Here is a 24,262-nt window from a genome sequence, read left to right on the forward strand (position 1 = left end):
ATGAAAAAAATCCTGAATCCTTTAAAGGTAAATCTGCTAACTTTTGGCATTTTAGCCATTCCACATCTCAATTTCGCACAGGGAGGCCGCGACCAGCCTACGCAAACGCCGCATCCGCTTCGTGAGGATATCAAGGTGGAAGCATATATGAAAGTAGAGCCGGAAGCCGTGAGGCTGATCCAGAATCCGGTCAGTGGCGATTTGTACTATACCAGTTTTGATGGAGACGTTTTTCACATTGTAAAAAAAGATGGACAGCCAACCAGCGTAAAAATCCTGACGGCGGCTGATCACGGAATTACCCGTTTACAAGGTGCTGCTTTTTATAAAAACACACTTTTTCTTACCGGAAATATTAATGTAAACAACAACAAAGGGAATAAAGGAAGAATGGTTCGGTATGAATTAAAACCGAATGACGAGAAACCTGATATGAGTGTTGTTTTTAATACAGTTGAATATGGTGCGAATAAAACTACGTTTGATCACGGCTGGAATGCGATGGAAATCAGTCCGGATGGAAAATATATTGTAGTAAATTCCGGGGCAAGGACTGATCACGGTGAAGTGCAGGACAACGGCGGTCTTTATCCAAATGCCCGTGATAAAGCATTAACTACAAAAATTTACCACTTCCCGATCAACTCAAAAGATTTACTTTTGGTTGATGATACCGATAAATTAAAAGAACAAGATTTCATTTTCGCAGAAGGAATTCGTAATGCATATGATATTGCCTACGATGGAAAAGGCAATCTTTTTGCTGTTTCCAATTCAGGTGATTATGACCATCCGGAAGATATGTTCTGGGTGCGGCAGGGACATCATTATGGTTTTCCCTGGGTGATGGGCGGCATTGATAATCCGCAGCAATATCCGGATTGGCAGCCAAATCCGGATACCGATCCTTTCCTTAGCAAATTCGCGTTTGCCTGGCTGATGAAATATTTCCATAATGACCCCGATTTCCCAAAAAGACCGCCAGGTGTAATTTTCACTCCGGCGGTTCAAAATCTTGGTCCCGATGCAAATGAATATCGTGACCGCAAAACCGGTATTGTTATGGATGGTGATACAACTGGTGTTACCGTTGGTACTTTCAATGCGCACTCTTCTCCCCTGGCATTAATTTTCGATAAGGACAAGGCGCTTTCCAAGGAATTTAAAGGAGACGGATTTGTGATGCGTTATGCCGGAGGCGGTAAAGCTGGTGCAGCAAATCCGAATGCGTTACGCAGACAAGGAAAAGATTTGCTTCATTTGCATTTGATCTATGACAAAAAAGCGGATAATTACAAAGTACAAACCACCCGGATCGTCGATAACTTTACAAGTCCTACCGATGCTATATTGATTGGTAATGAAATGTATATAATCGAATATGGCGGAAAACAAGGCGGAACAAAATCCGGAGGAACGCTCTGGAAAATCACTTTACCGGGTGATGCCAAAGTTTTGAAGAAAATGAAAAAAGCATAATAAAATCCTTAACAATAATCTTAATTAATCACAACATGAAAACGGAAAGAAGATCGATCCTCAAAAAGTTATTTACATCAATAGCCGGTGTGGCAGGTTTGGGAACTGTTGCCAAAGCAGCTGATGCAACGCCTGAAAAAGAAGTGGGAAATATCACTACGATTCAGGATGTTCCGTTATTTTCAGGACATACCAAATTTAACAATATGGTTTTTGTTGCAGGAAAAGGAGCTCACTTCGAAGGTGATATCACGGCCCATACAAAACATGTATTGGATGAACTTGAAAAAGAATTGATCGCGGCTGGTTCTTCCATGAGTAAAGTACTGAAATGCAGTGTTTTCCTTCATGATCTGGGAGATTACAAAGCGATGAACGAAGCTTATAAAGGGCGTTTTGGTGATAAACCACCCGTTCGTACTACGGTTGCTGTTTATGGCGGCGTTCCTGGAGATTCATTGGTTGAAATTGACTGTATCGCCTATATTTAGTGCTCATTATCAGCTCACTCGTTTTAAAATTACAGAGAAGTCAACTTTCCATAAGTTGACTTCTCTCTTTTATTTATATTAGCTTGAACAATAATAAATTTCACCTTATTCGGAATTTTTATAAATAATCAATATATAATTTTGATAAATAATATATTCTTGGTTTTAAATTTCTTATTTCAATAATTTGACTGTTAATTTACAATAGCAACCACCTACATTCTTGGATAAAAAGCAACGCATTCTTTTAGAAAATGAAATTCTACTGGATCTCTGGCAGCAATCAAAAGCTGGGGACAGTGGTGCTTTTTGTCAGCTAGCAGATAAATTATATCGTACGCTTTTCAATTACGCCACAAGTTTCACCAACGACCGGGAATATATTAAAGATGCCATTCAGGAATTGATGCTTCATATCTGGGAAAAAAGACAGACAATTAATATACAGTTTGTTACCATTTATTTTTTAAAGTCGCTTCGTAATCAGGTCTTACAGGAATTTCGGCGTAACAAACATATTTATCCTTATCTGGACCTGGACGAGATTGAAGAAATCACAGATAATCACACCATCGAATCGGAAATAGAAGAAACTGAAAACTATAACGAAAGTCAGCGTAAAGTAAGAAACGCGATCAATGAACTTCCGAAACGTCAGAAGGAAGCTATCTTTTTAAAATTTTATGAAGGTCTGGAAAATGAGCAGATTGCCGATATGATGCAGGTTAACCGCCAATCGGTAGCCAATTTATTATTTAAGGCCATTACTACTTTGAAAAGCCAATATCCATTGCTAAGCCACTGGATATTAATAATTTATATGTTAATCTACTAACATTTACATTCATCAAGGAGCCTTCTTAGCCGTAGTTTATTTTCCTCTTTCAAAAAAAATCAAAAAATAATTTTACCAAAAGGAGTATTGACCTACTTTTTCTGCATCCTTTATTTGAATTCGCAATACTACGCTTTATCTATGCAACCTGATTACAGAAATTTACAACCCGAAGAACTGGCCACTGATCCTTCATTCCGCCTTTGGAAAATATCCAATGACGCAGAACAAGGCACATTTTGGTTAAACTGGTTATCTGAAAATCCGGATAAACATGAATTGGTAACGAAGGCATCGCATTTACTTGATACCGTTTTTAATTCATTTGATGCAATATCCGACGACGAAGTAACCAGTGAAATTCACCGTTTATCTTTTTCTCTTGGGGAGAAAAATGCAAAAGCTTCAAGATCGATTTTCTTATTCCGTCCTGAATGGTATAGTGTTGCCGCTTCTGTCCTGATGATTATCGGATTTGGCTGGTGGTTTTTAAACAAAAACTCTCCTGCGGAAAAAACGAATTTGCTTTACAAAGAAATCATAAGCCAGATCAAAGAACCGCTTATTCAGGAAGTTAACAATACAGACAAGCCAAAACTGGTTGCATTACAGGATGGAAGTTCGGTGCTTTTGCAGCCTAAAAGTCACATTAGCTATCCAAAAGCCTTTACCGGATCAAAACGTGAAGTTTTTTTGTATGGTGAAGCCTTCTTTGAAGTTGCTAAAAACCCGGATCAACCTTTTTTCGTTTATGCTAACGGACTGGTAACGAAAGTTTTAGGAACCAGTTTTATCATCAGTGCTTTTGATACTGAAAAAGATGTAAAAGTGGTCGTAAAAACTGGAAAAGTATCTGTTTTTGCTTTAACTGACGAGAATCTTGAAACACAACAGGCTGATAATAAATTAGGAGGAATGGTACTTACGCCAAACCAGCAGATTGTTTTTTCACCTGTTAATCTACGTTTTACAAGAAGCCTGATCGCTGATCCTGAACTACTTGATATGCCAATTCAAAAGCAATCTTTCAACTTTAAAGGAACACCTATTAAGGAAGTTTTTGCAGCATTGGAAAACTCTTACGGCGTTAAAATTCTTTTTGATGCCGAAATCATGAAAAACTGCTATCTCACGGCGTCTCTTTCAGACGAACCTTTGTTTGAAAAAATAGATTTGATTTGCCGTACTATCAACGCAACCCATGAACAGCTTGACGCCAGTATTATCATTTCAAGCAAAGGATGTTCATATCCATCTGAAAATCAGTAACTAAACAATAATCACAAAAGTCATATTACACTTATCTCATCAAATTGAAAGAGTACAATTACAAAAAAAGAGTAACCAAGCAACCTATACCAGTTAAACTTATCTGAATCACAAGCCTATGACGATAACCTGTCCCCGACTCCATTAAAAAAAAGTCGATGATGCGCCAACATCACCGACCACAAATCATCCCCATTTTGTAAGCTCATTACACCTTCCGCTTTGCGCGGATACAAGGGAATCATTTTGCCGAATTTATTAACCCGACAAAAACAAAATTATGTCAAAATCAATACATTATCAACACGCTTTGCAGAAAATCATGCGTATGAGTCTGTATCAAGCTTTACTTGCAGTGATCTTCACCACTTTAGTCCACGCCGCTGACGTGCATGGACAAAAAGTGCTTGACCAAAAAGTAACCTTACGTTTATCTAATATCGAGATCGATAAAGTACTCGATAAAATAGAAAACGTGACCAAGGTTAAGTTCATGTATAATCCACAGATTTTTAACAATCAAAAAGGTACTTTCAAATTTCAGGACGAATCCTTGTCGGAAGTTCTTGGAAAGATCCTTGCTCCACATAATGTTACTTACGAAGTAGTTCAGGACCGAATTATTTTAAAACGGGAACAGGCTGCTACTGAACTGAAAATTTCTGCACCAAAAGAATCTCCAAAGAAAGTAGTTACGGGTACGGTAACGGACGAAACTGGCGGCGGACTTCCTGGCGTGAGTGTTCTTGTTAAAGGATCTCAGCGCGGAACTTCAACAAATACCGATGGAAAATATACGCTAGACATTCCGGACGGAGAGCTTTCATCAGCGATTCTTATTTTCAGCTTTGTTGGTTATACTTCTCAGGAATCAGCAGTTGGCTCAAAAGGTGATGTTTCTGTGCAGCTTGTTCCGGAAGCAAAATCACTTAATGAAGTGGTTGTAACGGCTTTCGGTATTTCCAAAGAGAAAAAAGCACTTGCTTATGCAGTGACGGAAGTAAAAGGAAGCGAGTTTACACAAGCACGTGAAAACAACGTTGCAAATGCATTGACGGGTAAAATTGCCGGGGTTAACGCAACAGGTATGGCAACAGGCCCAGGTGGTTCAAGCCGTATTATTATTCGTGGTAATGGTTCTTTGAGCGGTAACAACCAGCCATTGTATGTAATCAACGGCATGCCGATGGACAATAGCACACCAGGTGGTGGAAATGCATCGGACGGTAATGGTAACAACACCGACCGCGGTGATGGTATCGGTGGTATTAACCCGGACGATATTGAATCTATCAGTGTTTTGAAAGGCGGACCGGCAGCGGCTTTGTATGGTGCACGTGCTTCCAATGGTGTTATTTTGATCACAACCAAAAAAGGTATTGCTCAAAAAGGTATTGGTGTTGAATTCAACAGCAACTTTACAACTGAAAATCTTTCGATCGTTCCTGACTGGCAATATGAATACGGTCAAGGTTTGGATGGTGTAAAACCATTGACACTTGCTCAGGCTAAAAGTACAGGACGTTTATCTTACGGTGCAAAAATGGACGGATCTGATTATATTCAGGTTGATGGAAAAATGCATCCTTATTCACCTCAAAAGGACAATCTGAAAAATTTTTACAAAACTGGAACAAACTATATTAATTCAATCGCTTTCACAGGAGGAAACGAAAAAATCAATTTCCGTTTTGGGTTGAACAATACGAAATCCAGCAGTATCGTACCAAATTCAGATTTCACAAGACGCATTGCCAACTTAAATGTTAATGCAAACCTTAGCAAAAAACTGACTGTACAGACTGTGGTTCAGTACAACATTGAAGATGGCCATAACCGTCCGAAAGTTGGATATGCAGATTATAACCCGCACTGGGCTACTTATTTGATCGCCAATACAGTTGATATCAGAAGCCTTGCTCCCGGATACGACGAAACAACAGGTAAGGAAATAGAATGGAACCCGGTTCCGGCTGCTCCAAACCCTTACATGGTTGTTAACAAATTTATCAATAACGATAAGAAAAACCGCTTCCTGGGCCAGGCGAATATTAAATACGATATCCTTGACAACCTTTCTGTTAAAGGAAGTGTAAGCCAGGATTATTATAATTTCAACTACACCTTTATTGTTCCTACCAACAATGCTTACCAGCCAAAAGGAGTTTACGAATCAAGAAAAACGACTTCTTCGGAAACAAATGGTATGCTTACGGTGAATTACAATAAAGATTTCTTTGAAAATCTGAGCTTCTCGGCTTTGGCCGGCGGTAACATTCAAAGAAGTATTTATGATGAAACTATTTTCAGAGGTACCGAATTCACCATTCCTTACTTTTACAGCTTTACAAACCTTGCAACGAGCACTACAACTCCAAATTATTCACAAAGTGGAATCAATTCGTTGTTTGGTTCGGTTGACTTAGGCTACAAAGGCCTTGCCTATATCACAATGTCTGGTCGTCAGGACTGGTTCTCGGTTTTGAACACAGCAAGCAATCATATTTTCTACCCTGCAATCGGTGGTACAGTGATCCTTTCCGAAGCTTTCAAACTTCCACAAGCAGTCAGTTTTGCAAAGTTACGTGCATCATGGGCACAGGTGGGTGGTGCAAACGTGGCAGCTTACCAGATATACCAAAGCTATTCTATGGCACAGGGTGGTCACAATGGTCAGCCGGTTCAGCAGCTTAGTTCTCCATTGGTACCAAACCCTAATTTGAGACCACTTACTTCTACGACTTACGAAGCAGGTATTGAAGCGAAATTCCTGAACAACCGTATCGGACTTGATCTTACGCTTTATAACCGTAAAACCACAAATGATATCGTTCAAAGTAACATCGCAGCATCATCAGGTTATACTTCTGCTCTCTTGAATGTGGGTGAACTTAGTAACAAAGGGGTTGAACTTTTGTTAACAGGAACTCCACTTAAAAAGAAAAACTTCACATGGGACGTAAGTTATAACATGGCTTATAACAAAAGTGAGATCATCAAATTGGCTGATAACCTGCCAAGCCTTACCGTAGGAACCGGTGTTGGTGGGGGTGTGATCAACAACGTTGTTGGTGGTTCATATGGTGAAGTTTGGGGTTACAAAAAGAAAACAGATGCAAGCGGAAATGTTGTTTTCAACACAGCCAGCGGATATGCAGTAAGAGGTGATCTTGAAAAACTGGGAAGAGGTATTCCTCCGCTTACCATGGGTATCACGAACACATTCAGATACAAAAATTTCTCTTTGAACATTCTTGTTGATGGTAAATTCGGCAGCATCGTTTACTCAAACATGTACCAGTACGCTTATCGTTTCGGTTTGCCAAAAGAAACACTTCCTGGTCGTGACAATGGCTTGACCGTAACAGGTGTAACACCAGAAGGCGCTTCGTTCACTAAAACATGGGCTAAGGCTGACGTTGATACTTACTATGACAACGACAAGAATTACACGTCTATGTTTACTTTCAATAATGACTTTATCAAACTTCGCCAGGTTATTTTGAGCTACAACCTGCCAGTAAATAAAATGTCATTCCTGAAATTGCAATCTGCATCAATTTCACTTGTAGGACGTAACCTGTTGCTTCTTTACAAAGACAAAAGAAACAATTATTTCGATCCTGAATCAAGTTATACCAACGGTAATGCCCAAGGTCTTGAAGCATTTGGTGTACCAAGAACAAGAAGTCTGGGTGTGAACCTTTCAGTGAAATTTTAATCATTAAAATATTTTAGTGAATATGAAAAAGTTTTTAAGATTATTATATCTGGCCCCAATGGCCATGCTCTTTTCCGCTTGCGACAACGGTTTTGAGGAAATGAATGTAAACCCTAACGCGTCTACTTCAGTTGTTCCGGGTTTCCTTTTCACGAGAGCGCTTTTGAGCACTGTCAGCAATAATTATACGGGTGCAGCTTATCTTACAATCGGAGGTTCCATGCAGCATTTCGCAACGTATAAAGAAGTGCCGGCTGCGGGTGACAAGTATTTCAATTACACTTATTCCAACGCAAGCTGGGATTTATATGGTGGATCTGATCCAACAACACAGGGAGCAGTGATCGATATTGAGCAGGTAATTGATGCAGTTTCAGTTTCTCCGGCGGATGTTAACAAACTTTCCTCGGCACGTATCTGGAGAGCGTATTTGTATCACCGATTGACCGATTTGTATGGAGACATTCCTTACTCCGAGGCAGGTAAAGCGCTAACTGATAATAACTTTACTCCAAAATATGATGAACAGTCGGCTATATATGCTGATTTGCTAAAAGAACTTGATGAATCGATTGCTGCTTTTGATGCCGCAAAAGATACCTATGCTTCTTCTGATCTAATTTATGCAGGAAATATTACCCAGTGGAAAAAATTCGGGTATTCGCTTATGCTTCGTTTGGGGATGCGTTTGACACAGGTGGATGCGGCTGCGGCCCAAACCTGGGTTAAAAAAGCGATTGCCGGTGGTGTGATCCTTGCTGATGCAGACATTGCCAAAATTGCTTATGTTGACGGAAATATTACAGCAAGCAGAAATTTCATCGCCAGCGGCTTAATCGGAACGGATTATGTAGCACCGGGAGGAGATAATGTGGAAGGTGGTAAGTTCGCCAAAACATTTATCGACTACCTGAAAACGAGTAAAGATCCACGTTTGAATGTTGTTTCTATCGTTTGGACAACCACGGATAATAAAACATTTACCGCCGATACCACGACAGCTCTTCAAAAGGGAATGCAAAATGCTGCGTTCAACTCGCTTCCGGCTGATTTCAACTCTTACTCGGAGCCAAACCCGAATACAATTTTGAAATACAGCGCACCACTAATTGTGATGGGTAATGCAGAAATGAATTTGTTATTGTCCGAAGCGGCACTTAGAGGATGGTATAGCGGCGGCACTGCAAAAGATACGTATGAAGCCGCAGTAAAAGCAGCGATGAGACAATGGGCTTTATTTGGATCAGGAGGAGTAATTTCTGATGCGAAAATTAATGGCTATCTGGCTGCAAATCCTTTCAAAGCCAGCGGATCGATGGACGATCAGATGGAGCAGATTGGCACGCAAAAATGGGTTTCTCTATTCCTTGAAGATGAGTACGAAATTTTCTCGAACTGGAGAAGAACTGGTTATCCAAAACTTACACCAACAAACTATCCGGGAAATTTGACAGGTGGTAAAATACCAACAAGATTTGTAATTCCTGATTCGGAAGGAACTTATAATAAAGTCAATTTCCTTGAAGCCAGAACCAGACAAGGTGGCACGAATACACTTTCCAGCGTAGTTTGGTGGGATAAATAATGGTAAGTCTTTCATTTAATGACCTGAACAATTACAGGCAATGAACGAAGCTTACAAAGGCAGATTTGGCGATAAACCACCTGTCGAAAAGTAAAGTATCACTGAGTTGGTCTTTCGGATTGCTCAGTGATCTTTTTTCTGTTTACGCATTCCTATTCCCTTGACCATTTCTTAACTTATCTGTTATTAAAACGATAAGTACATGAACGAAGCGATATTAGCTTCTCACTCCGTTCAATTAAAAAGTATCCTGATTAATAATTTTCACTTTTGTTTTCGTAAATTTTACCTGATACAAATTGATAAACTATTAATATTTAATGTAACCGCGCTCTGTTTTAAAACAGTAACAAAACAGTAAATTTGATACTTAATTCCTAATCCTTAAAAATGAAAAAAATAATTCTTTCCATGGGCCTTTTGATGGCCTGTTGCAGCATTTCCGCGAATGCTCAAAAATATACGATCATCATCAAAGGCGGCCATGTTATTGATCCGAAGAACAATATCAATGGCATCATGGATGTTGCTTTGAATGGTGATACCGTTAAAAGCGTAGCAAAAAACATTGATCCAAAACTTGGAATTCAAATTGTTGATGCAAAAGGCATGTACGTAACTCCGGGATTAATTGATATGCATTCGCACAATTTCTACGGAACAAAAATGGACCAGACTTATAGCAACGGACCCAATGCACTTTCGCCGGATGGTTTTACTTTCCGCACGGGTGTGACAACGGTAGTAGATGCAGGCTGCGCTGGCTGGAAATCTTTCCCCGACTTCAAAAAACAAACCATCGATATTTCAAAAACACGTGTTTTAGCCTTTCTGAATATTGTTGGAGAAGGTATGCGTGGCGGAACTTATGAGCAAAATATCGCTGATATGGATCCGGAAAATACAGCACGTGTTGCCAAAGAAAATCCGGATTATGTTGTCGGTGTAAAACTGGCTCACTACAACGGCCACGACTGGACACCAACTGACAAAGCGGTGGCGGCTGGGAAACTGGCAAATATTCCGGTTATGGTTGATTTCGGAGGAAGTACTCCGGTACTTTCAATCGAAGAATTATTCATGCAACACCTTCGTCCCGGTGATATTTTTACACATTGTTTCGGACAATTAGCAAGCCGCGAGCCAATTCTGGATGTGAAAACTGGTAAAATAAAACCATTTGTTTACGACGCTCGTAAAAAAGGAATTTTGTTTGATGTAGGTTATGGCGGGATCAGTTTTGCATTTTCCCAGGCGATTCCGGCTGTGAAAAGCGGATTTTATCCAAACACAATCAGTACAGATATTCACACCGGAAGCATGAACGCTGCCATGAAAGATATGCTGAATGTGATGTCAAAATTCCTGGCTATGGGCATGGATCTTCAAAGCGTGATCAAAGCAAGTACCTGGGCTCCGGCACAGGCAATTCACCGGGAAAAACTTGGAAGCTTAACCGTTGGCGGACTTGCTGATGTTGCTGTTTTGCGTGTTTTGAAAGGTAATTTCAGCATGAACGATACCGGAGTTTTCGGTTTCTTTGACTATACCGGAACAAAAATAACCGGTAAAGAAAAACTGGAATGTGAACTGACAATCCGTGCCGGAAAAGTGGTTTACGACCTGAATGGAATTACGACACCAATCGTCGTTGCTTCAAAAAGAAATTAATACAATCTAGTAAAATTCGGGATAACCGGTCTTTTCTCATTTGGGTTACAAATTGATATATCATGTGTCATATGTAATCCAAATTTTATCTTGCCGCCCCTTCAAAATTTGCAATCTCATTGAAATGAAAATTAAATCCATTGTTGCCGCAGCATTATTTTTAAGTTTTAATTTTTGTAATTCCCTAAATGCGCAAACTATCTCAAAGGAAGAATTAATATTCCTTACTTCGGAATGGAAGGGCGAACGTTTCCCTGACGGAAGACCAAAAGTGTCGGACGACCTGATCCGCAGAGCAAAAGAAATTGCCATTGAAGAAGCCTGGGTCGTACTTCAAAATGAAGGCTATAATGCCCAGTTCGATGCAAACTGGAAAATGATTCATCAGGATGTGCCAATTGTCGGCCGCGCGCTTACTGCTCAATTCATGCCTTCCCGCCCCGATGTTGAAAAAAATATTAAAGAACGTGGCGCGAAAAATGGCCGCATAGGAAATACAAATTCCTGGCCCATAGATCAGCTTTCCAAAGGTGACGTGTATGTGGCCGATGGCTTTGGAAAAATTGCCCAGGGTACGCTGATCGGTGACAATCTTGGAAATTCTATTTATGCTAAATCCGGTAATGGTGTAGTTTTTGATGCATCGGCGAGAGATTTGGAAGGTCTGTCTAAAATTGAAGGTTTTAACGCTTTTGTCCGTGACTGGGATCCTTCCTATTTGAAAGATGTGGTTTTGATGGGACTCAATACACCGATCCGCATTGGAAGGGCAATCGTGTTACCGGGTGATCTTGTTCTTGCAAAAAGAGAAGGTATCATTTTCATTCCTGCACATTTGGCTGAAAAAGTAGTTTTAACAGCTGAATTTATTGCTATTCGTGACAAATTCGGAATTACAATGTTGAAAGAAGGAAAATATACGCCTGGACAAATTGATAGTCAGTGGTCGGATAAATTGAAAGATGATTTCCTGAAATGGCTGGATAAAAATCCAAAGGAAATTCCAATGAAGCGTTCTGACCTGGACGAGTATATGAAAAAAAGAACCTGGTAATCAGTTTTGGGAGAAAAGTAAGAATTACATATTTCATGCTTCTTTCCTATAAATGCATCTTTTTTCAAATTGCATAATTAACATAATTTTATGAATATTTACAAGCTCCTTTCGGGTGTTGCGATTTTGTGTCTGGTTGTTGCTCTTTATCTGGCCTTGACAGGAAACCTGGCTCAGGCGGGCCCGTTTTTCATTGGATTTTTCATTGCATTAGCCATAAGTTTCAGAGGATCAGAATCTTTAAAAGGCTTTACTTATACGACCATTATTTTCGCTGCCGTTACCACAGCTTTATATTATCCGCAATATTTTCAGCAATATGATGGTTTCAAATTTGCGGTATTAATCACCCCATTAATCCAGATCATCATGTTTGGAATGGGAACTTCGATGAGCTTTGAAGATTTTGTTGGCGTTGTAAAAATGCCAAGAGGAGTTTTCATTGGGGTAACCAGTCACTTCTTAATTATGCCGCTTTTAGGTTTTACATTAGCCAGTGTCAGCGGTTTTCCACCAGAAATCGCCGCAGGAATTATTTTGATCGGTTGTTCGCCCAATGGAATGGCTTCCAATGTAATATCGTATCTGGCAAAAGCGAATCTTGCATTATCGATTACAATCACGGCTATTTCAACCATGCTGGCACCTTTAATGACGCCAATGTTGATGAAGTTATACGCGGGTGCATTTGTCGAAATTGATATGCTGCATATGATGTGGGATATTGTCAAAATGGTAATTCTGCCAATCGGCGCCGGTTTGATTTTCAATAAATTATTTAGTGGAAAAGCAAAATGGCTGGATGATGCCATGCCTTTGGTTTCCATGTCAGGCATCGCATTTATTATCGTGATCATCACCGCTGCAGGTAGAGACAGTCTTTTAACAATTGGGCCCGCACTGATTGGATTGGTTTTGATACACAATCTTTTAGGATACACACTGGGTTATTTCTCTGGCAAATTATTTAAAATGAGCGAGCGCGATTGCCGTACTATTGCTATTGAAGTGGGCATGCAAAATGGTGGTTTGGCATCAGGAATTGCCAAAGAAATGGGAAAAATGGCAACGGTCGGTTTGGCCCCCGCCGTGTTTGGACCTTTGATGAATATTACCGGATCTATCCTGGCTTCTTATTGGCATAGAAAACCTACGGGTGACGAGGCGACATATGTCGAGACCGGGAGAGCGCATTGATTATGTTGACGCCCTTTCTTAGCCCTGAAAGGGCGTCATATTTTAGGATGGGGCAACGCCCTATTGGAATGACAATGTGAATTCGGAATTATATAATGCCCACGCCCCGGGATTTATCGGTGTACACACGGATCATTCCCACATCCCGGAATCAATCGGGCGATGCCCGATTCTAAGATATTATGCCCTTTCAGGGCTATGTTTGGTTAATCTTCTTTGAGGATTAATTGCATGAAAACCAGGTCAAGCCATTGATCGAATTTGTATCCCACTTCTCTCAGATACCCCTTTTCAACAAATCCATATTTTTCGTGAAATTTGATACTTCCACGATTTGTGGCGTCAATTCCAGCAATCATGGTATGCAATCCTGATTCCCTGGCGCGTTGTATCAAACTTCCTAATAACCTGCCTCCTACTCCGATTCCACGGGATTTATCATTGAGATAAATTGAATGCTCCACGCTGAATTTATAACCGATTTTCGGTCGGAAAATATTATAAGATCCATAACCAATTACCTCTTTTTCAAATTCAGCCACAATCACCGGCATACCGTCAACAATCATTTTTTCAAACCAGGCCGTTTGTTCTTCTAATGTCCTGATCTCATAATCATAAATGGCAGTCGTTTCTAAAATAGCTTGATTTACAATTTCCAATATTGCCGGTAAGTCTTTCGGAGCAGCATTTCTGATAATAAGATCCATTAAAAGCAGAGTCTTTTTGAGGTGTTAATATGACAAATTCAAAGTTACCTCATAATTAGCAAAACTTTCACAGTTTCCCAATCATCAAAAATCAGGTTTAAATTATTATTTTTTTGAAACTCCGATTTTTCCGATAGCTTTACGGAAACTTTAGGGGTGTCCCGTATGCGGACTGAGATAATACCCTTTGAACCTGATGCAGTTAGTACTGTCGATAGGGAAAAGTAAGAGATACTGCTATCTGTATCTTAATGAATCTTTCGCAAGGTCCATTCCTGAAGTTTTTCTCATAAAACATTATTCAGAATGGAAATCAGCATTAATCAGCAACGTACAGAAATTCCCGAACGCTTTTCGGTTGAACAACTTTTGTCTTCCCTGTTTACAGACTCCACCAAAGGAATTGCCCTCGCCGTCAACCAGATTATTATTTCAAAATCTGACTGGCCAATTCACATCCTTAACCCCGACGACAAAATTACCCTGATTAAAGCTACGCAGGGAGGTTAATCAAAATAATTTCCTGAACATCCTTACCAATTTTCAACTATCCATCTGGCTAAAAGCTAACAGCTCAAAGCCAATAGCTATCACCCATGAAAGCCGAAAAAACACCAGAGACAGAAGTAATTTCAAGAAAACCTTTTCCAAAATCAAAAAAGATTTATGTGAAAGGAAAAATTCATGACATTTCAGTCGCCATGCGCGAGGTATCTCTTAGCGATACCAAAGTTCATGGAAAATCAGGGCTGATCGAAAAAAATCCATCAGTTACACTTTATGATACCAGCGGGCCATTCACGGATCCTGATATTGACATTGATGTAAAAAAAGGACTGGACCCATTAAGAGCTTCATGGATTATGAACCGCGGCGATGTGGAACAACTTGATACTATTTCCTCAGAATACGGCACACAGCGCAACAATGACAAAAGCCTGGATGCTTTAAGATTTGCGCACATCAGCAAACCTTTCAGGGCAAAGCAAGGCCAAAATGTTTCTCAATTGCACTATGCAAAAAAAGGAATCATCACGGCTGAAATGGAATATATAGCCATCCGGGAAAATCAGCGTATTGAAGAACAAATTAAAGAACTAAACGGCAAAGCAGGAACACTAACACATCAGCACGTTGGCCATAGTTTCGGAGCGAATACGCCAAAAGGATTTATTACACCGGAATTTGTGCGTTCAGAAGTGGCTGCTGGCAGAGCCGTAATTCCGGTTAATATTAATCATCCGGAAAGCGAACCTATGATTATCGGCCGGAATTTTCTTGTAAAAATCAATGCGAATATTGGCAACTCTGCCGTAACATCAAGTATCGAAGAGGAAGTAGAGAAAACAGTTTGGGCTTGTCGCTGGGGTGCGGATACGATCATGGATCTATCGACAGGAAAAAATATTCACGAAACCCGGGAATGGATTATCCGGAATTCTCCTGTTCCAATTGGTACCGTTCCAATATATCAGGCACTTGAAAAAGTAAACGGCAAAGCCGAAGATCTTACCTGGGAATTGTTCAGGGATACACTGATTGAACAAGCAGAACAAGGCGTTGATTATTTTACAATTCATGCGGGTGTTTTGCTAAGATATATTCCCTTGACGGCAAAACGGATTACCGGAATTGTTTCCCGCGGTGGTTCTATTATGGCAAAATGGTGTTTGGCGCATCATAAAGAAAACTTCCTCTATACCCATTTTGAAGATATCTGTGAGATTATGAAAGCCTATGACGTGGCTTTTTCTCTGGGTGACGGATTAAGACCAGGCTGCATAGCGGATGCCAACGATGCAGCACAATTTTCAGAACTTGAAACCTTGGGGGAATTGACAAAAATCGCCTGGAAACACGATATCCAAACCATTATCGAAGGTCCGGGACACGTGCCTATGCATTTGATCAAGGAAAATATGGAGAAGCAACTGGAACATTGCCAGGAAGCTCCTTTTTACACATTAGGGCCATTAACGACTGACATTGCCCCTGGTTATGACCACATTACCTCAGCCATTGGCGCTGCGATGATTGGTTGGTTCGGTACGGCTATGCTTTGTTATGTTACTCCAAAAGAGCATTTAGGTCTGCCTAATAAAAAAGATGTTAAAGATGGTGTGATCACGTATAAAATCGCCGCCCATGCCGCTGATTTGGCAAAAGGGCATCCGGGAGCACAATACCGCGACAATGCCTTGAGCAAGGCGCGCTTTGAATTCCGGTGGGAGGATCAGTTTAATCTCTCGCTTGATCCCGATACTGCAAAAGAATTTCATGATGAGACTTTGCCTGCCGAAGGTGCAAAAATCGCTCACTTTTGTTCCATGTGCGGACCAAATTTCTGTTCAATGAAAATTACCCAGGATGTGAGAGATTATGCCGAAGAAAATGGCTTGATGGAAGAAATGGCACTGGAAGAGGGCATGCAGGAAAAAGCAAGAGAATTCGCCAAAAAAGGCAGTGAAATTTATCTATAATGAAACTATTAGCCATATCCAATCCTGAATTTATCCCTGACGAGGCTGAACTAATCAACAGTCTTTTCAGGGAAGGATTGGTGTGTTTACATATACGAAAGCCAGAAAGTGCCCGGATAGATTTATGGTTTCTGTTAAGCAAAATTAATCCTGATTTTATGGACAGAATTTCAATTCATCAGCATCATAATCTGGCTGGTGAATTTGGGATTAAAAGACTACATTTTACTGAAAACGAAAGAAAACTGAATTCTCTGGAAAGTCTTGAAAAGTTTAGATCAGATAATTTTTTGCTAAGTACTTCGATCCATAATATATCTGAAATGAATAATCTCTCAAATCATTTCAGCTACGCTTTTTTCGGGCCTGTGTTTAATAGTATTTCAAAAATGGGTTATGCAGGTATTTTGCCGAATGATTTTCTCATCAAACCTGAATTGAAAAGAATACCAATTTTTGGTCTGGGTGGAATTTCAAGTGAAAATCTGAAAAAAGTAAAGGAAATGAACTTTGACGGAGCGGCCATTTTAGGAATATTATGGAAGGAACCTGAAAATGCGATTGCCAATTTCCGGGAAATACGGGATGTGGTGGATTTGATAAATCAACAGGTGATTTCGGGTTGATAAAATTGAATGAAAATGTTTGGCCGGTTTAACATACATCATCATGATCGACAAAACCAACCATGAATTTAATGAAACACCGCGATCCGGGCGGAAACACCGCGATCACCGGGCGATGCCCGGTGCTAAGATATGTAAGCCCGTTGGGCTTTTTCCGAATGATAATGATGGAAATTTTTATTTAATCCGGGCATTGATTTTCAATTTTCCAACGACCCTAACGGGGTCGCATATCTTAGCCTGGGGTTTATACCCTGGGAATTTGGCCCACGATCATGATGGAAATTTTTATTTAATCCGGGCATAGATTTTCAATTTTCCAACGACCCTAACGGGGTCGCATACCTTAGCCTGGGGTTTATACCCTGGGATTGGGGGGGTGTCCGGGATTTCAATGCAATAATAACAAACCCGCAATAATTAAATGATAGACAAACTACAATTCATATCAAATCAAACAAAAGGAATAACGCACCTCGAAAGCATCCAAATTGCCCTCGACGCGGGTTGTACCTGGATACAACTCCGGGTAAAAGATCAAACTTTTGAAGACGTTTTAAAACTGGCAGAAAAAACCAAAATCTTAACCGATAACTACGAGGCAAAATTAATCATTAACGATTTCCCAATTATTGCCAAAGAAGTCGGAGCTTATGGTTTACATCTCGGATTAAATGATATGACTATCGAATCTGCAAGAAAAATAGATGGAAACGACATGATCATCGGCGGGACGGCCAACACCTTGGATGATGTTGTAAACCGGATAAAAGAAGGTGCAGATTACGTAGGATTAGGTCCATTCCGGTTTACAACCACAAAGCAAAATCTCAGTCCGATTGTAGGATTGGAAGGCTATCGAAATATCATACGCTCCTTAAAAGAATTGGGCTTATCAATTCCAATTATCGCAATTGGTGGGATTATTAATGAAGATATTGAAAAAATACTCGAAACAGGAATGTTTGGCGTTGCCATTTCAAGCTCAATAATAAATGCAGAAAACCCTGGAAACATGGTTTCTCAAATCAAAAAAATACTATGTTAAAAATAGCAGAAAAAGAATTTACGTCACGACTTTTCACAGGCACCGGCAAATTCAATTCTTCACAATTAATGGAAGAAGCGCTAATAGCATCCGGCTCAGAATTGGTAACAGTGGCACTTCGCCGGGTTAATATGCACAATGCCGAAGACGATATTTTATTACATCTCAAACATCCGTCGATAAACTTACTACCCAACACCTCCGGCGTCCGGACTGCCAAAGAAGCCGTTTTTGCGGCACAATTGGCAAGAGAAGCTTTGGAAACAAACTGGATAAAGCTTGAAATTCATCCTGACCCAAAGTATCTTATGCCGGATCCAATTGAAACGCTTTTAGCAACCGAAGAATTGGCAAAATTGGGTTTTGTTATTCTTCCATATATTCATGCCGATCCTGTTTTATGCAAACGACTGGAAAATGCAGGAGCATCGGCAGTTATGCCTTTGGGATCTCCGATTGGGAGTAATAAAGGTTTAAAAACAATCGACTTCCTGGAAATAATTATTGAACAGAGTAACATTCCCGTCATTGTTGACGCTGGAATCGGTTCGCCATCGGATGCAGCAAAAGCAATGGAAATTGGTGCAGATGCTGTTCTTGTCAATACAGCCATTGCCGTGGCCGGTACTCCGGTCCAAATGGCAATTGCTTTTAAATTGGCCGTCGAAGCCGGAAGAATGGCTTACCACGCGCGGTTAGCAAAACAAGGAAATCATGCCATTGCGAGCAGTCCCTTAACCGCCTTTTTAGATGAATAGTTATAAAAATTTATTTGAATCGTATAGTTGGGATGATGTTAAGGAAAGCATTTATTCCAAAACAAAAAACGATGTTGAAAATGCTTTAAATACATCCCGCAGGACTTTGGAAGATTTTAAAGCGCTTATTTCTCCTGCCGCCACTACCTATCTTGAACCGATGGCACAGCTTAGCCAGAAGTTAACACAAAAGCGATTTGGGAAAACAATTCAATTATACATTCCACTTTATCTTTCCAACGAGTGCACCAATATTTGTACGTATTGCGGGTTTAGTCTGGATAACAAAGTGCGGAGAAAAACACTGACAGAAGAGGAAATTTTACAGGAAGTAAAAGTGATCAAAAGTTTGGGATATGATCACGTACTGTTGGTAACGGGTGAAGCAAATCAAACGGTTCATGTAGAATATTTCAAAAAAGTTTTAAATTTAATCCGCCCGTATTTTGCCCAGGTTTCCATGGAAGTCCAACCATTGGATACAGAGGAATATATTGAACTTATTCCGCTTGGATTGACCTCGGTACTGATTTATCAGGAAACTTATCACAAAGAAGATTACAAAAAACACCATCCCAAAGGAAAAAAATCTAACTTTAATTACCGTTTGGAAACGCCGGACAGACTTGGCCAGGCCGGTATTCATAAAATGGGTTTAGGTGTTTTAATCGGACTGGAAGATTGGCGAACGGATAGTTTTTTCACAGCCTTGCACCTTAACTATCTGGAAAAAAAGTATTGGCAAACCCGTTACAGTTTGTCATTTCCAAGACTTCGCCCATTTTCGGGTGGCCTGGAACCGAAAGTTGAAATGAATGATAAGGAATTGGTGCAACTGATTTGTGCCTATCGTTTGTTTAATGAAGAAGTGGAAATTTCTCTATCAACAAGGGAATCTGAAAAGTTTAGAAACCATTGTGTTCAGATCGGAATTACGTCCATAAGCGCAGGTTCAAAAACAAATCCGGGAGGATATGCCGTAGAACCTGAATCTCTGGAACAGTTCGAAATTTCAGACGAAAGAAGTCCGGAAATGATTGCGGCTATGATCAGGTCAAATGGTTATGAGCCTGTTTGGAAAGATTGGGATAAAGTAATTTGTTAGTTAGGTAACACAGAGTTACACGGAGGTCAAAAGAGAACCACGGAGATTTTGATTATAAAACATTCTCTGTGAACCTCTTTATTTCTCTGTGAAACTCTGTGTAACAAAAAATATATGGAAGCAGAAGAAAGAAAAAGATATATCCGACAAATAATACTTCCTGAAATGGGTATTTCCGGGCAGGAAAAACTGAAAGCTGCCCGAGTGCTTGTTATTGGCGCGGGTGGATTGGGTTGCCCTGTTTTACAATATTTGACTGCTGCCGGAGTTGGAACAATCGGTGTTATTGATGATGATACTGTTGATGTTACAAATCTTCATCGCCAGATCTTATACTCGGCCGATGATATCGGAAAAGGCAAAGCAGTAACGGCGGTTGAAAAACTTTCTGTGATGAATCCTTTTATTAATCTCATCGCAATTACAGCAAGACTGGACGAATCCAATGCATCTGAAATTATTTCAAATTACGATCTGGTTATTGACGGATCTGACAATTTCCCAACCCGCTATCTGGCCAATGACATTTGTGTTTCCTTAAACAAACCGTTGGTTTTTGGTTCTATTCTGCGTTTTGAAGGTCAGGTTTCGGTTTTTAATTACAAAAACGGCCCTACCTATCGTTGCCTTTTCCCCGAAGCCGAAGAAGGAGATAATTGCGAAATTGCAGGTGTAATCGGAATTTTACCCGGAATTATCGGCACGTATATGGCAAATGAAACCATAAAAATCATATGCGAATTTGGCGAAATACTTTCCGGAAAACTGCTGGTTCTGAATGCGCTTGGAAATACCAATAACATTTTTACGTTCAGGCGCTCTGCCCAATTCCCGGTTGTACAAAATAAAAATTTAGTGATTTCGTCAAAAACACTTCACGAAATTAAAATTGAGGAAATGTTTTTCGACGATCTGGAAATCAGGCTGAAATCCGGAGCGAATGATCTTTTTCTGATTGATGTACGGGAAAATTACGAATTTGAAGAAGATTTCATTGGCGGACTAAATATTCCACTTGCAGAATTACCCGAAAATATAGTTAATATTCCTATCGATAAAACCGTCGTATTTTATTGTACGACTGGAAAACGAAGCCGGATTGCGGCAACTTTGTTAGCAAAAAGCAAGTTTGAAGGTCAAAGTTTCTGGGTGAAAAAAGCTTAACAAAATGTAATTCCATGCAAATTCTTCCTACTCCGGCGCTTGCTCAGATTGTAAAACATTTTCTCATTATAGAAAGTGACCAATCGGCTAACGTACAGCACAGAATGTTTGCAGATGGAAATACGGGGATTGTTTTTAATTACGGAGATCCGCTTGTACATGTAGAAAACGACGTGTTGAATATTCTTCCAAACAGCTTTATTTATGGTCAGCCGGAAACCTTTCAAAACATAATTTCAACCGGTAAAATTGGAATGTTGATTGTGGTTTTTCAACCCTTTGGCTGCTCTTCATTACTACGGTTTCCTGCAATTGAATTAAAAAACCGGATTTTGGATCTTGAAAACTTTTATCCGATTGTGACGAAGATAATTTCTGACCAAATTATGGGTTCTATTGATGTCTTTAACCGAATCCGAATCATTGAAAACTTCCTGACCAGCAAACTTAAAATTGAAAATACTTCATTAAATCTCGCTGGTCACGCCATACAATTGATTATTCAAAACAATGGAAATCTTTCTGTTACCGAATTAACTTCGTTTTTCAATGTGAGTGAAAGACATTTGCAGAGAAGTTTTGCGGAACACATCGGCCTATCCCCGAAACGATACTCCGGAATTATTAGAATTCAGCATTTTTTAAAATTACTTCGTAAAAATTCTCCTCAAAAATCCCTCACCGATCTGGCATATGAATGTGGTTTCTTTGATCAGGCGCATTTGATAAGAGAAATGAAAAATATTTCTGGTATTACGCCTAGTCAATATGTCAGTCAAACGAATTTGCTGGCAGCTAATTTCTTACAGATTTCTTCAAAATAACTCCGTCCCGTCGGGTTTGTACAATCTTGAAAATTCTCCATTTTCTACTTTTGGATCGTTCATTAAAACAGCTAAAAGGATGGAAAATATCAAAATTGCAACGGCCCAGTTTGAGAATCGCAGCGGCGATAAAGCTTATAATCTTGAAATCATTTCGCAACTTTCGCAACAGGCTGCGGCACGGGGCGCCCAGGTTATTTCCTTTCACGAATGTTCGGTAACAGGTTATACTTTTGCCCGCCATTTGTCCAAAGAAGAATTACTGGATATTGCAGAATTTATTCCTGATGGCGAAAGCGTAAAAAAACTCACCGAAATTTCCCGTGAACACGGCATTACAATTTTGGCAGGATTGTTTGAAAAAGATTCTGAAGATAAAATTTATAAAGCCTACATCTGTGTCAATGAAAACGGACTGGTTGCCAAATTCAGGAAACTTCATCCATTCATAAATCCACATTTGACGCCGGGAAATGAATATGTTGTTTTTGATTTATTTGGGTGGAAATGTGGTATACTGATTTGTTATGATAATAATATTATTGAAAATGTAAGAGCTACAAAACTGCTTGGAGCCGATATTATTTTCATGCCGCACGTGACCATGTGTACGCCTTCTACCCGTCCCGGAGCCGGTTTTGTTGACCCCGTTTTATGGAAAAACAAAGAATCCGATCCAACTTCACTTCGTCAGGAATTTGATGGGCCCAAAGGCCGCAGCTGGCTTATGAAATGGTTGCCTGCCCGCGCATATGATAACGCCATTTACGCCATTTTTTCAAATCCGATCGGTATGGACGATGATCAGTTAAAAAATGGATGTTCCATGATTCTGGATCCCTATGGAGATATTATTGCAGAATGTCGCGAACTTGGAAATGAGATAACCATGGCCACTCTATCGCCTGAAAAACTAGAACGCGCTGGTGGTTTCAGGTATATCAAAGCGAGGAGACCTGATTTGTATCGGGATATAATTGGAGGAGAACATACTTCGGAGCACAAGGTTGTATGGCTATAAATCCTATTTTTCGTTAATTCAATGAGTTAATTCAATGAATTTAGCTAAATTCGTTGAATTAACTCATTGAATTAGGTTAAATGGCTTTTGACAGACATATTTTTCCGGCAATAGAAAAGAGATTATCCTCTAACAAGGTGATCGTTTTAACGGGTGCACGACGCGTTGGAAAAACTTTTTTATTAAATACAATTAAATCGAATTTCAAAGGAAAATCGCTTTACATGAATGGAGAAGATCTTGATGTAAGAGATTTATTAATGGATCGACGTGTTGCTTCTTTTCAGCGTTGGGTTAATGGTATTGATTTATTAATTATTGACGAAGCACAAGCAGTACCAGAAATTGGGAAATCGCTCAAACTTCTGATTGATTCATTTCCTTCACTAACTATTTTGGCCAGTGGTTCATCCGCATTTGAATTGTCAAACCAAACTGGCGAGCCACTGGTGGGAAGACAAATCAGTTTTCAGCTTTTCCCTTTGGCGCAAATGGAACTGTCAAAGACAGAAAATTTTCTTCAAACAAAACAACAGCTCGAAACAAGATTAATTTTCGGATCTTATCCAGACATCCTGCAAATGAGAACGCAGGATGAACAAATTGAATATTTGAAAGAGCTGGTTAATGGCTATTTATTAAAAGACATTCTCATGTATGAGCAAGTCAGATATTCGCATAAAATGTTACAACTGCTACAACTGGTTGCCTATCAGGTTGGCCAGGAAGTATCTTTTGAAGAATTAGCCAAATCACTTCAAATAGATAGAAATACAGTGGAAAGATATCTTGATCTGTTTTCAAAAGTTTTTATCATTTTTCGTATCGGAGGATTTAGTAAAAATTTAAGGAAAGAGGTAACTAAATCTTCGAAATGGTACTTCTTTGATAATGGAATTCGCAATGCCTTAATCAATAATTTTTTACCCGTAGTTCAACGCCAGGATATTGGGGCTCTTTGGGAAAATTATCTAGTTTCTGAACGTATGAAATACAATGCTTATGTAAATAAATCTCCTTTTACATACTTCTGGCGGACGTACGATCAACAGGAAATGGATTGGCTGGAACTTAAAGATGAGCAAATTTCTGCTTTTGAATTTAAATGGAAAGACAGTAAAATTAAGTTCCCCAAGGCTTTCATCGAAGCGTACCCAGCTGCCAAAACATATTGGATAACACGCGAAAACTATATCGATTTCATCACAGGAAAAGTGTAACATT

Annotated in this window: 21 protein-coding genes and 1 riboswitch; of the genes, 20 read left to right on the top strand and 1 reads right to left on the bottom strand. The window is 39.7% G+C overall.

Annotation, left to right across the window (positions count from 1 at the left end):
• The 9 genes from FZF08_RS01625 (at nucleotide 1) to FZF08_RS01665 (ending at nucleotide 13,302) form a co-directional block, all read left to right on the top strand.
• The gene (locus FZF08_RS01625) at nucleotides 1–1,479 is read left to right on the top strand and encodes a cytochrome c class I (RefSeq protein WP_229216383.1); all 1,479 of its coding nucleotides are present in this window, start codon (nucleotides 1–3) and stop codon (nucleotides 1,477–1,479) included.
• Nucleotides 1,480–1,514: 35 nt separating this feature from the next.
• Entirely contained in the window at nucleotides 1,515–1,970 is a 456-nt protein-coding gene (locus FZF08_RS01630) for a RidA family protein (RefSeq protein WP_159466868.1), read from the top strand.
• A 223-nt stretch (nucleotides 1,971–2,193) separates the two neighbouring features.
• Nucleotides 2,194–2,805 carry an RNA polymerase sigma factor gene (locus FZF08_RS01635; protein ID WP_159466869.1) on the top strand — a complete coding sequence of 204 codons (612 nt, stop codon included), beginning with the start codon at nucleotides 2,194–2,196 and terminating at the stop codon, nucleotides 2,803–2,805.
• A 141-nt stretch (nucleotides 2,806–2,946) separates the two neighbouring features.
• Nucleotides 2,947–4,074 (top strand): FecR family protein, encoded by a 1,128-nt coding sequence (locus tag FZF08_RS01640; protein ID WP_159466870.1) that lies wholly within the window; start codon nucleotides 2,947–2,949, stop codon nucleotides 4,072–4,074.
• A 280-nt stretch (nucleotides 4,075–4,354) separates the two neighbouring features.
• The gene (locus tag FZF08_RS01645) at nucleotides 4,355–7,795 is read left to right on the top strand and encodes a SusC/RagA family TonB-linked outer membrane protein (protein ID WP_159466871.1); all 3,441 of its coding nucleotides are present in this window, start codon (nucleotides 4,355–4,357) and stop codon (nucleotides 7,793–7,795) included.
• A 22-nt stretch (nucleotides 7,796–7,817) separates the two neighbouring features.
• On the top strand, nucleotides 7,818–9,380 hold the full coding sequence (locus FZF08_RS01650; RefSeq protein ID WP_159466872.1) for a SusD/RagB family nutrient-binding outer membrane lipoprotein: 1,563 nt from the start codon (nucleotides 7,818–7,820) through the stop codon (nucleotides 9,378–9,380).
• A 390-nt stretch (nucleotides 9,381–9,770) separates the two neighbouring features.
• The gene (locus FZF08_RS01655; RefSeq protein ID WP_159466873.1) at nucleotides 9,771–11,051 is read left to right on the top strand and encodes an amidohydrolase/deacetylase family metallohydrolase; all 1,281 of its coding nucleotides are present in this window, start codon (nucleotides 9,771–9,773) and stop codon (nucleotides 11,049–11,051) included.
• Nucleotides 11,052–11,175: 124 nt separating this feature from the next.
• Nucleotides 11,176–12,105: an RraA family protein gene (locus tag FZF08_RS01660; RefSeq protein ID WP_159466874.1), complete on the top strand. Its 930-nt coding sequence runs from the start codon at nucleotides 11,176–11,178 to the stop codon at nucleotides 12,103–12,105.
• A 90-nt stretch (nucleotides 12,106–12,195) separates the two neighbouring features.
• The gene (locus FZF08_RS01665; RefSeq protein WP_159466875.1) at nucleotides 12,196–13,302 is read left to right on the top strand and encodes a bile acid:sodium symporter family protein; all 1,107 of its coding nucleotides are present in this window, start codon (nucleotides 12,196–12,198) and stop codon (nucleotides 13,300–13,302) included.
• A gap of 206 nt (nucleotides 13,303–13,508) precedes the next feature.
• On the opposite strand, the gene FZF08_RS01670 is transcribed toward FZF08_RS01665, so the two are convergent.
• Nucleotides 13,509–14,012: a GNAT family N-acetyltransferase gene (locus FZF08_RS01670; protein WP_159466876.1), complete on the bottom strand. Its 504-nt coding sequence runs from the start codon at nucleotides 14,010–14,012 to the stop codon at nucleotides 13,509–13,511.
• A 142-nt stretch (nucleotides 14,013–14,154) separates the two neighbouring features.
• A riboswitch (TPP riboswitch) is annotated at nucleotides 14,155–14,250 on the top strand.
• Nucleotides 14,251–14,318: 68 nt separating this feature from the next.
• On the opposite strand from FZF08_RS01670, the gene thiS reads away from it, so the two are divergent.
• The 11 genes from thiS to FZF08_RS01725 all read left to right on the top strand — a co-directional run bounded on the left by thiS (nucleotide 14,319) and on the right by FZF08_RS01725 (nucleotide 24,258).
• A complete protein-coding gene (gene thiS / locus FZF08_RS01675; RefSeq protein ID WP_159466877.1) occupies nucleotides 14,319–14,522 on the top strand; it encodes a sulfur carrier protein ThiS in 204 nt (67 codons plus the stop codon).
• Nucleotides 14,523–14,608: 86 nt separating this feature from the next.
• Nucleotides 14,609–16,492, top strand: a complete 1,884-nt coding sequence (thiC, locus tag FZF08_RS01680; protein ID WP_159466878.1) for a phosphomethylpyrimidine synthase ThiC — start codon at nucleotides 14,609–14,611, stop codon at nucleotides 16,490–16,492.
• Nucleotides 16,492–17,118, top strand: coding sequence for a thiamine phosphate synthase (locus FZF08_RS01685; RefSeq protein WP_159466879.1), 627 nt, complete (start codon nucleotides 16,492–16,494; stop codon nucleotides 17,116–17,118). The genes thiC and FZF08_RS01685 overlap by 1 nt, the downstream gene beginning before the upstream one ends.
• 43 nt (nucleotides 17,119–17,161) lie before the next feature.
• Nucleotides 17,162–17,425, top strand: a complete 264-nt coding sequence (locus FZF08_RS01690) for a hypothetical protein (protein WP_159466880.1) — start codon at nucleotides 17,162–17,164, stop codon at nucleotides 17,423–17,425.
• Between the two features lie 117 nt (nucleotides 17,426–17,542).
• Nucleotides 17,543–18,166 carry a thiamine phosphate synthase gene (locus FZF08_RS01695; RefSeq protein ID WP_159466881.1) on the top strand — a complete coding sequence of 208 codons (624 nt, stop codon included), beginning with the start codon at nucleotides 17,543–17,545 and terminating at the stop codon, nucleotides 18,164–18,166.
• The gene (locus FZF08_RS01700; RefSeq protein ID WP_159466882.1) at nucleotides 18,160–18,924 is read left to right on the top strand and encodes a thiazole synthase; all 765 of its coding nucleotides are present in this window, start codon (nucleotides 18,160–18,162) and stop codon (nucleotides 18,922–18,924) included. Before FZF08_RS01695 ends, FZF08_RS01700 begins: the two co-directional genes overlap by 7 nt.
• On the top strand, nucleotides 18,917–20,029 hold the full coding sequence (thiH, locus tag FZF08_RS01705; protein ID WP_159466883.1) for a 2-iminoacetate synthase ThiH: 1,113 nt from the start codon (nucleotides 18,917–18,919) through the stop codon (nucleotides 20,027–20,029). Before FZF08_RS01700 ends, thiH begins: the two co-directional genes overlap by 8 nt.
• 114 nt (nucleotides 20,030–20,143) lie before the next feature.
• Complete coding sequence (gene moeB, locus FZF08_RS01710) at nucleotides 20,144–21,193, top strand: HesA/MoeB/ThiF family protein (RefSeq protein ID WP_159466884.1); 1,050 nt, start codon at nucleotides 20,144–20,146, stop codon at nucleotides 21,191–21,193.
• A 14-nt stretch (nucleotides 21,194–21,207) separates the two neighbouring features.
• Entirely contained in the window at nucleotides 21,208–22,017 is an 810-nt protein-coding gene (locus FZF08_RS01715; RefSeq protein ID WP_159466885.1) for a helix-turn-helix transcriptional regulator, read from the top strand.
• Nucleotides 22,018–22,096: 79 nt separating this feature from the next.
• The gene (locus tag FZF08_RS01720) at nucleotides 22,097–23,038 is read left to right on the top strand and encodes a nitrilase family protein (RefSeq protein WP_159466886.1); all 942 of its coding nucleotides are present in this window, start codon (nucleotides 22,097–22,099) and stop codon (nucleotides 23,036–23,038) included.
• Between the two features lie 80 nt (nucleotides 23,039–23,118).
• Nucleotides 23,119–24,258, top strand: a complete 1,140-nt coding sequence (locus FZF08_RS01725) for an ATP-binding protein (protein ID WP_159466887.1) — start codon at nucleotides 23,119–23,121, stop codon at nucleotides 24,256–24,258.
• Nucleotides 24,259–24,262: the final 4 nt, after the last annotated feature.

It is taken from the genome of Dyadobacter sp. 3J3 (assembly GCF_009801115.1).
GTDB lineage: Bacteria > Bacteroidota > Bacteroidia > Cytophagales > Spirosomataceae > Dyadobacter.

Bases quoted from the DNA above. Each gene is read 5' to 3' on its own strand.
- FZF08_RS01670 (WP_159466876.1), bottom strand. From the start codon at position 14,012: ATGGATCTTATTATCAGAAATGCTGCTCCGAAAGACTTACCGGCAATA.
- FZF08_RS01655 (WP_159466873.1), top strand. From the start codon at position 9,771: ATGAAAAAAATAATTCTTTCCATGGGCCTTTTGATGGCCTGTTGCAGC.
- FZF08_RS01715 (WP_159466885.1), top strand. From the start codon at position 21,208: ATGCAAATTCTTCCTACTCCGGCGCTTGCTCAGATTGTAAAACATTTT.
- FZF08_RS01630 (WP_159466868.1), top strand. From the start codon at position 1,515: ATGAAAACGGAAAGAAGATCGATCCTCAAAAAGTTATTTACATCAATA.
- FZF08_RS01665 (WP_159466875.1), top strand. From the start codon at position 12,196: ATGAATATTTACAAGCTCCTTTCGGGTGTTGCGATTTTGTGTCTGGTT.
- thiS (WP_159466877.1), top strand. From the start codon at position 14,319: ATGGAAATCAGCATTAATCAGCAACGTACAGAAATTCCCGAACGCTTT.
- thiH (WP_159466883.1), top strand. From the start codon at position 18,917: ATGAATAGTTATAAAAATTTATTTGAATCGTATAGTTGGGATGATGTT.
- FZF08_RS01695 (WP_159466881.1), top strand. From the start codon at position 17,543: ATGATAGACAAACTACAATTCATATCAAATCAAACAAAAGGAATAACG.
- FZF08_RS01645 (WP_159466871.1), top strand. From the start codon at position 4,355: ATGTCAAAATCAATACATTATCAACACGCTTTGCAGAAAATCATGCGT.
- moeB (WP_159466884.1), top strand. From the start codon at position 20,144: ATGGAAGCAGAAGAAAGAAAAAGATATATCCGACAAATAATACTTCCT.
- thiC (WP_159466878.1), top strand. From the start codon at position 14,609: ATGAAAGCCGAAAAAACACCAGAGACAGAAGTAATTTCAAGAAAACCT.
- FZF08_RS01625 (WP_229216383.1), top strand. From the start codon at position 1: ATGAAAAAAATCCTGAATCCTTTAAAGGTAAATCTGCTAACTTTTGGC.
- FZF08_RS01690 (WP_159466880.1), top strand. From the start codon at position 17,162: ATGATCGACAAAACCAACCATGAATTTAATGAAACACCGCGATCCGGG.
- FZF08_RS01660 (WP_159466874.1), top strand. From the start codon at position 11,176: ATGAAAATTAAATCCATTGTTGCCGCAGCATTATTTTTAAGTTTTAAT.
- FZF08_RS01725 (WP_159466887.1), top strand. From the start codon at position 23,119: ATGGCTTTTGACAGACATATTTTTCCGGCAATAGAAAAGAGATTATCC.
- FZF08_RS01650 (WP_159466872.1), top strand. From the start codon at position 7,818: ATGAAAAAGTTTTTAAGATTATTATATCTGGCCCCAATGGCCATGCTC.
- FZF08_RS01700 (WP_159466882.1), top strand. From the start codon at position 18,160: ATGTTAAAAATAGCAGAAAAAGAATTTACGTCACGACTTTTCACAGGC.
- FZF08_RS01720 (WP_159466886.1), top strand. From the start codon at position 22,097: ATGGAAAATATCAAAATTGCAACGGCCCAGTTTGAGAATCGCAGCGGC.
- FZF08_RS01685 (WP_159466879.1), top strand. From the start codon at position 16,492: ATGAAACTATTAGCCATATCCAATCCTGAATTTATCCCTGACGAGGCT.
- FZF08_RS01640 (WP_159466870.1), top strand. From the start codon at position 2,947: ATGCAACCTGATTACAGAAATTTACAACCCGAAGAACTGGCCACTGAT.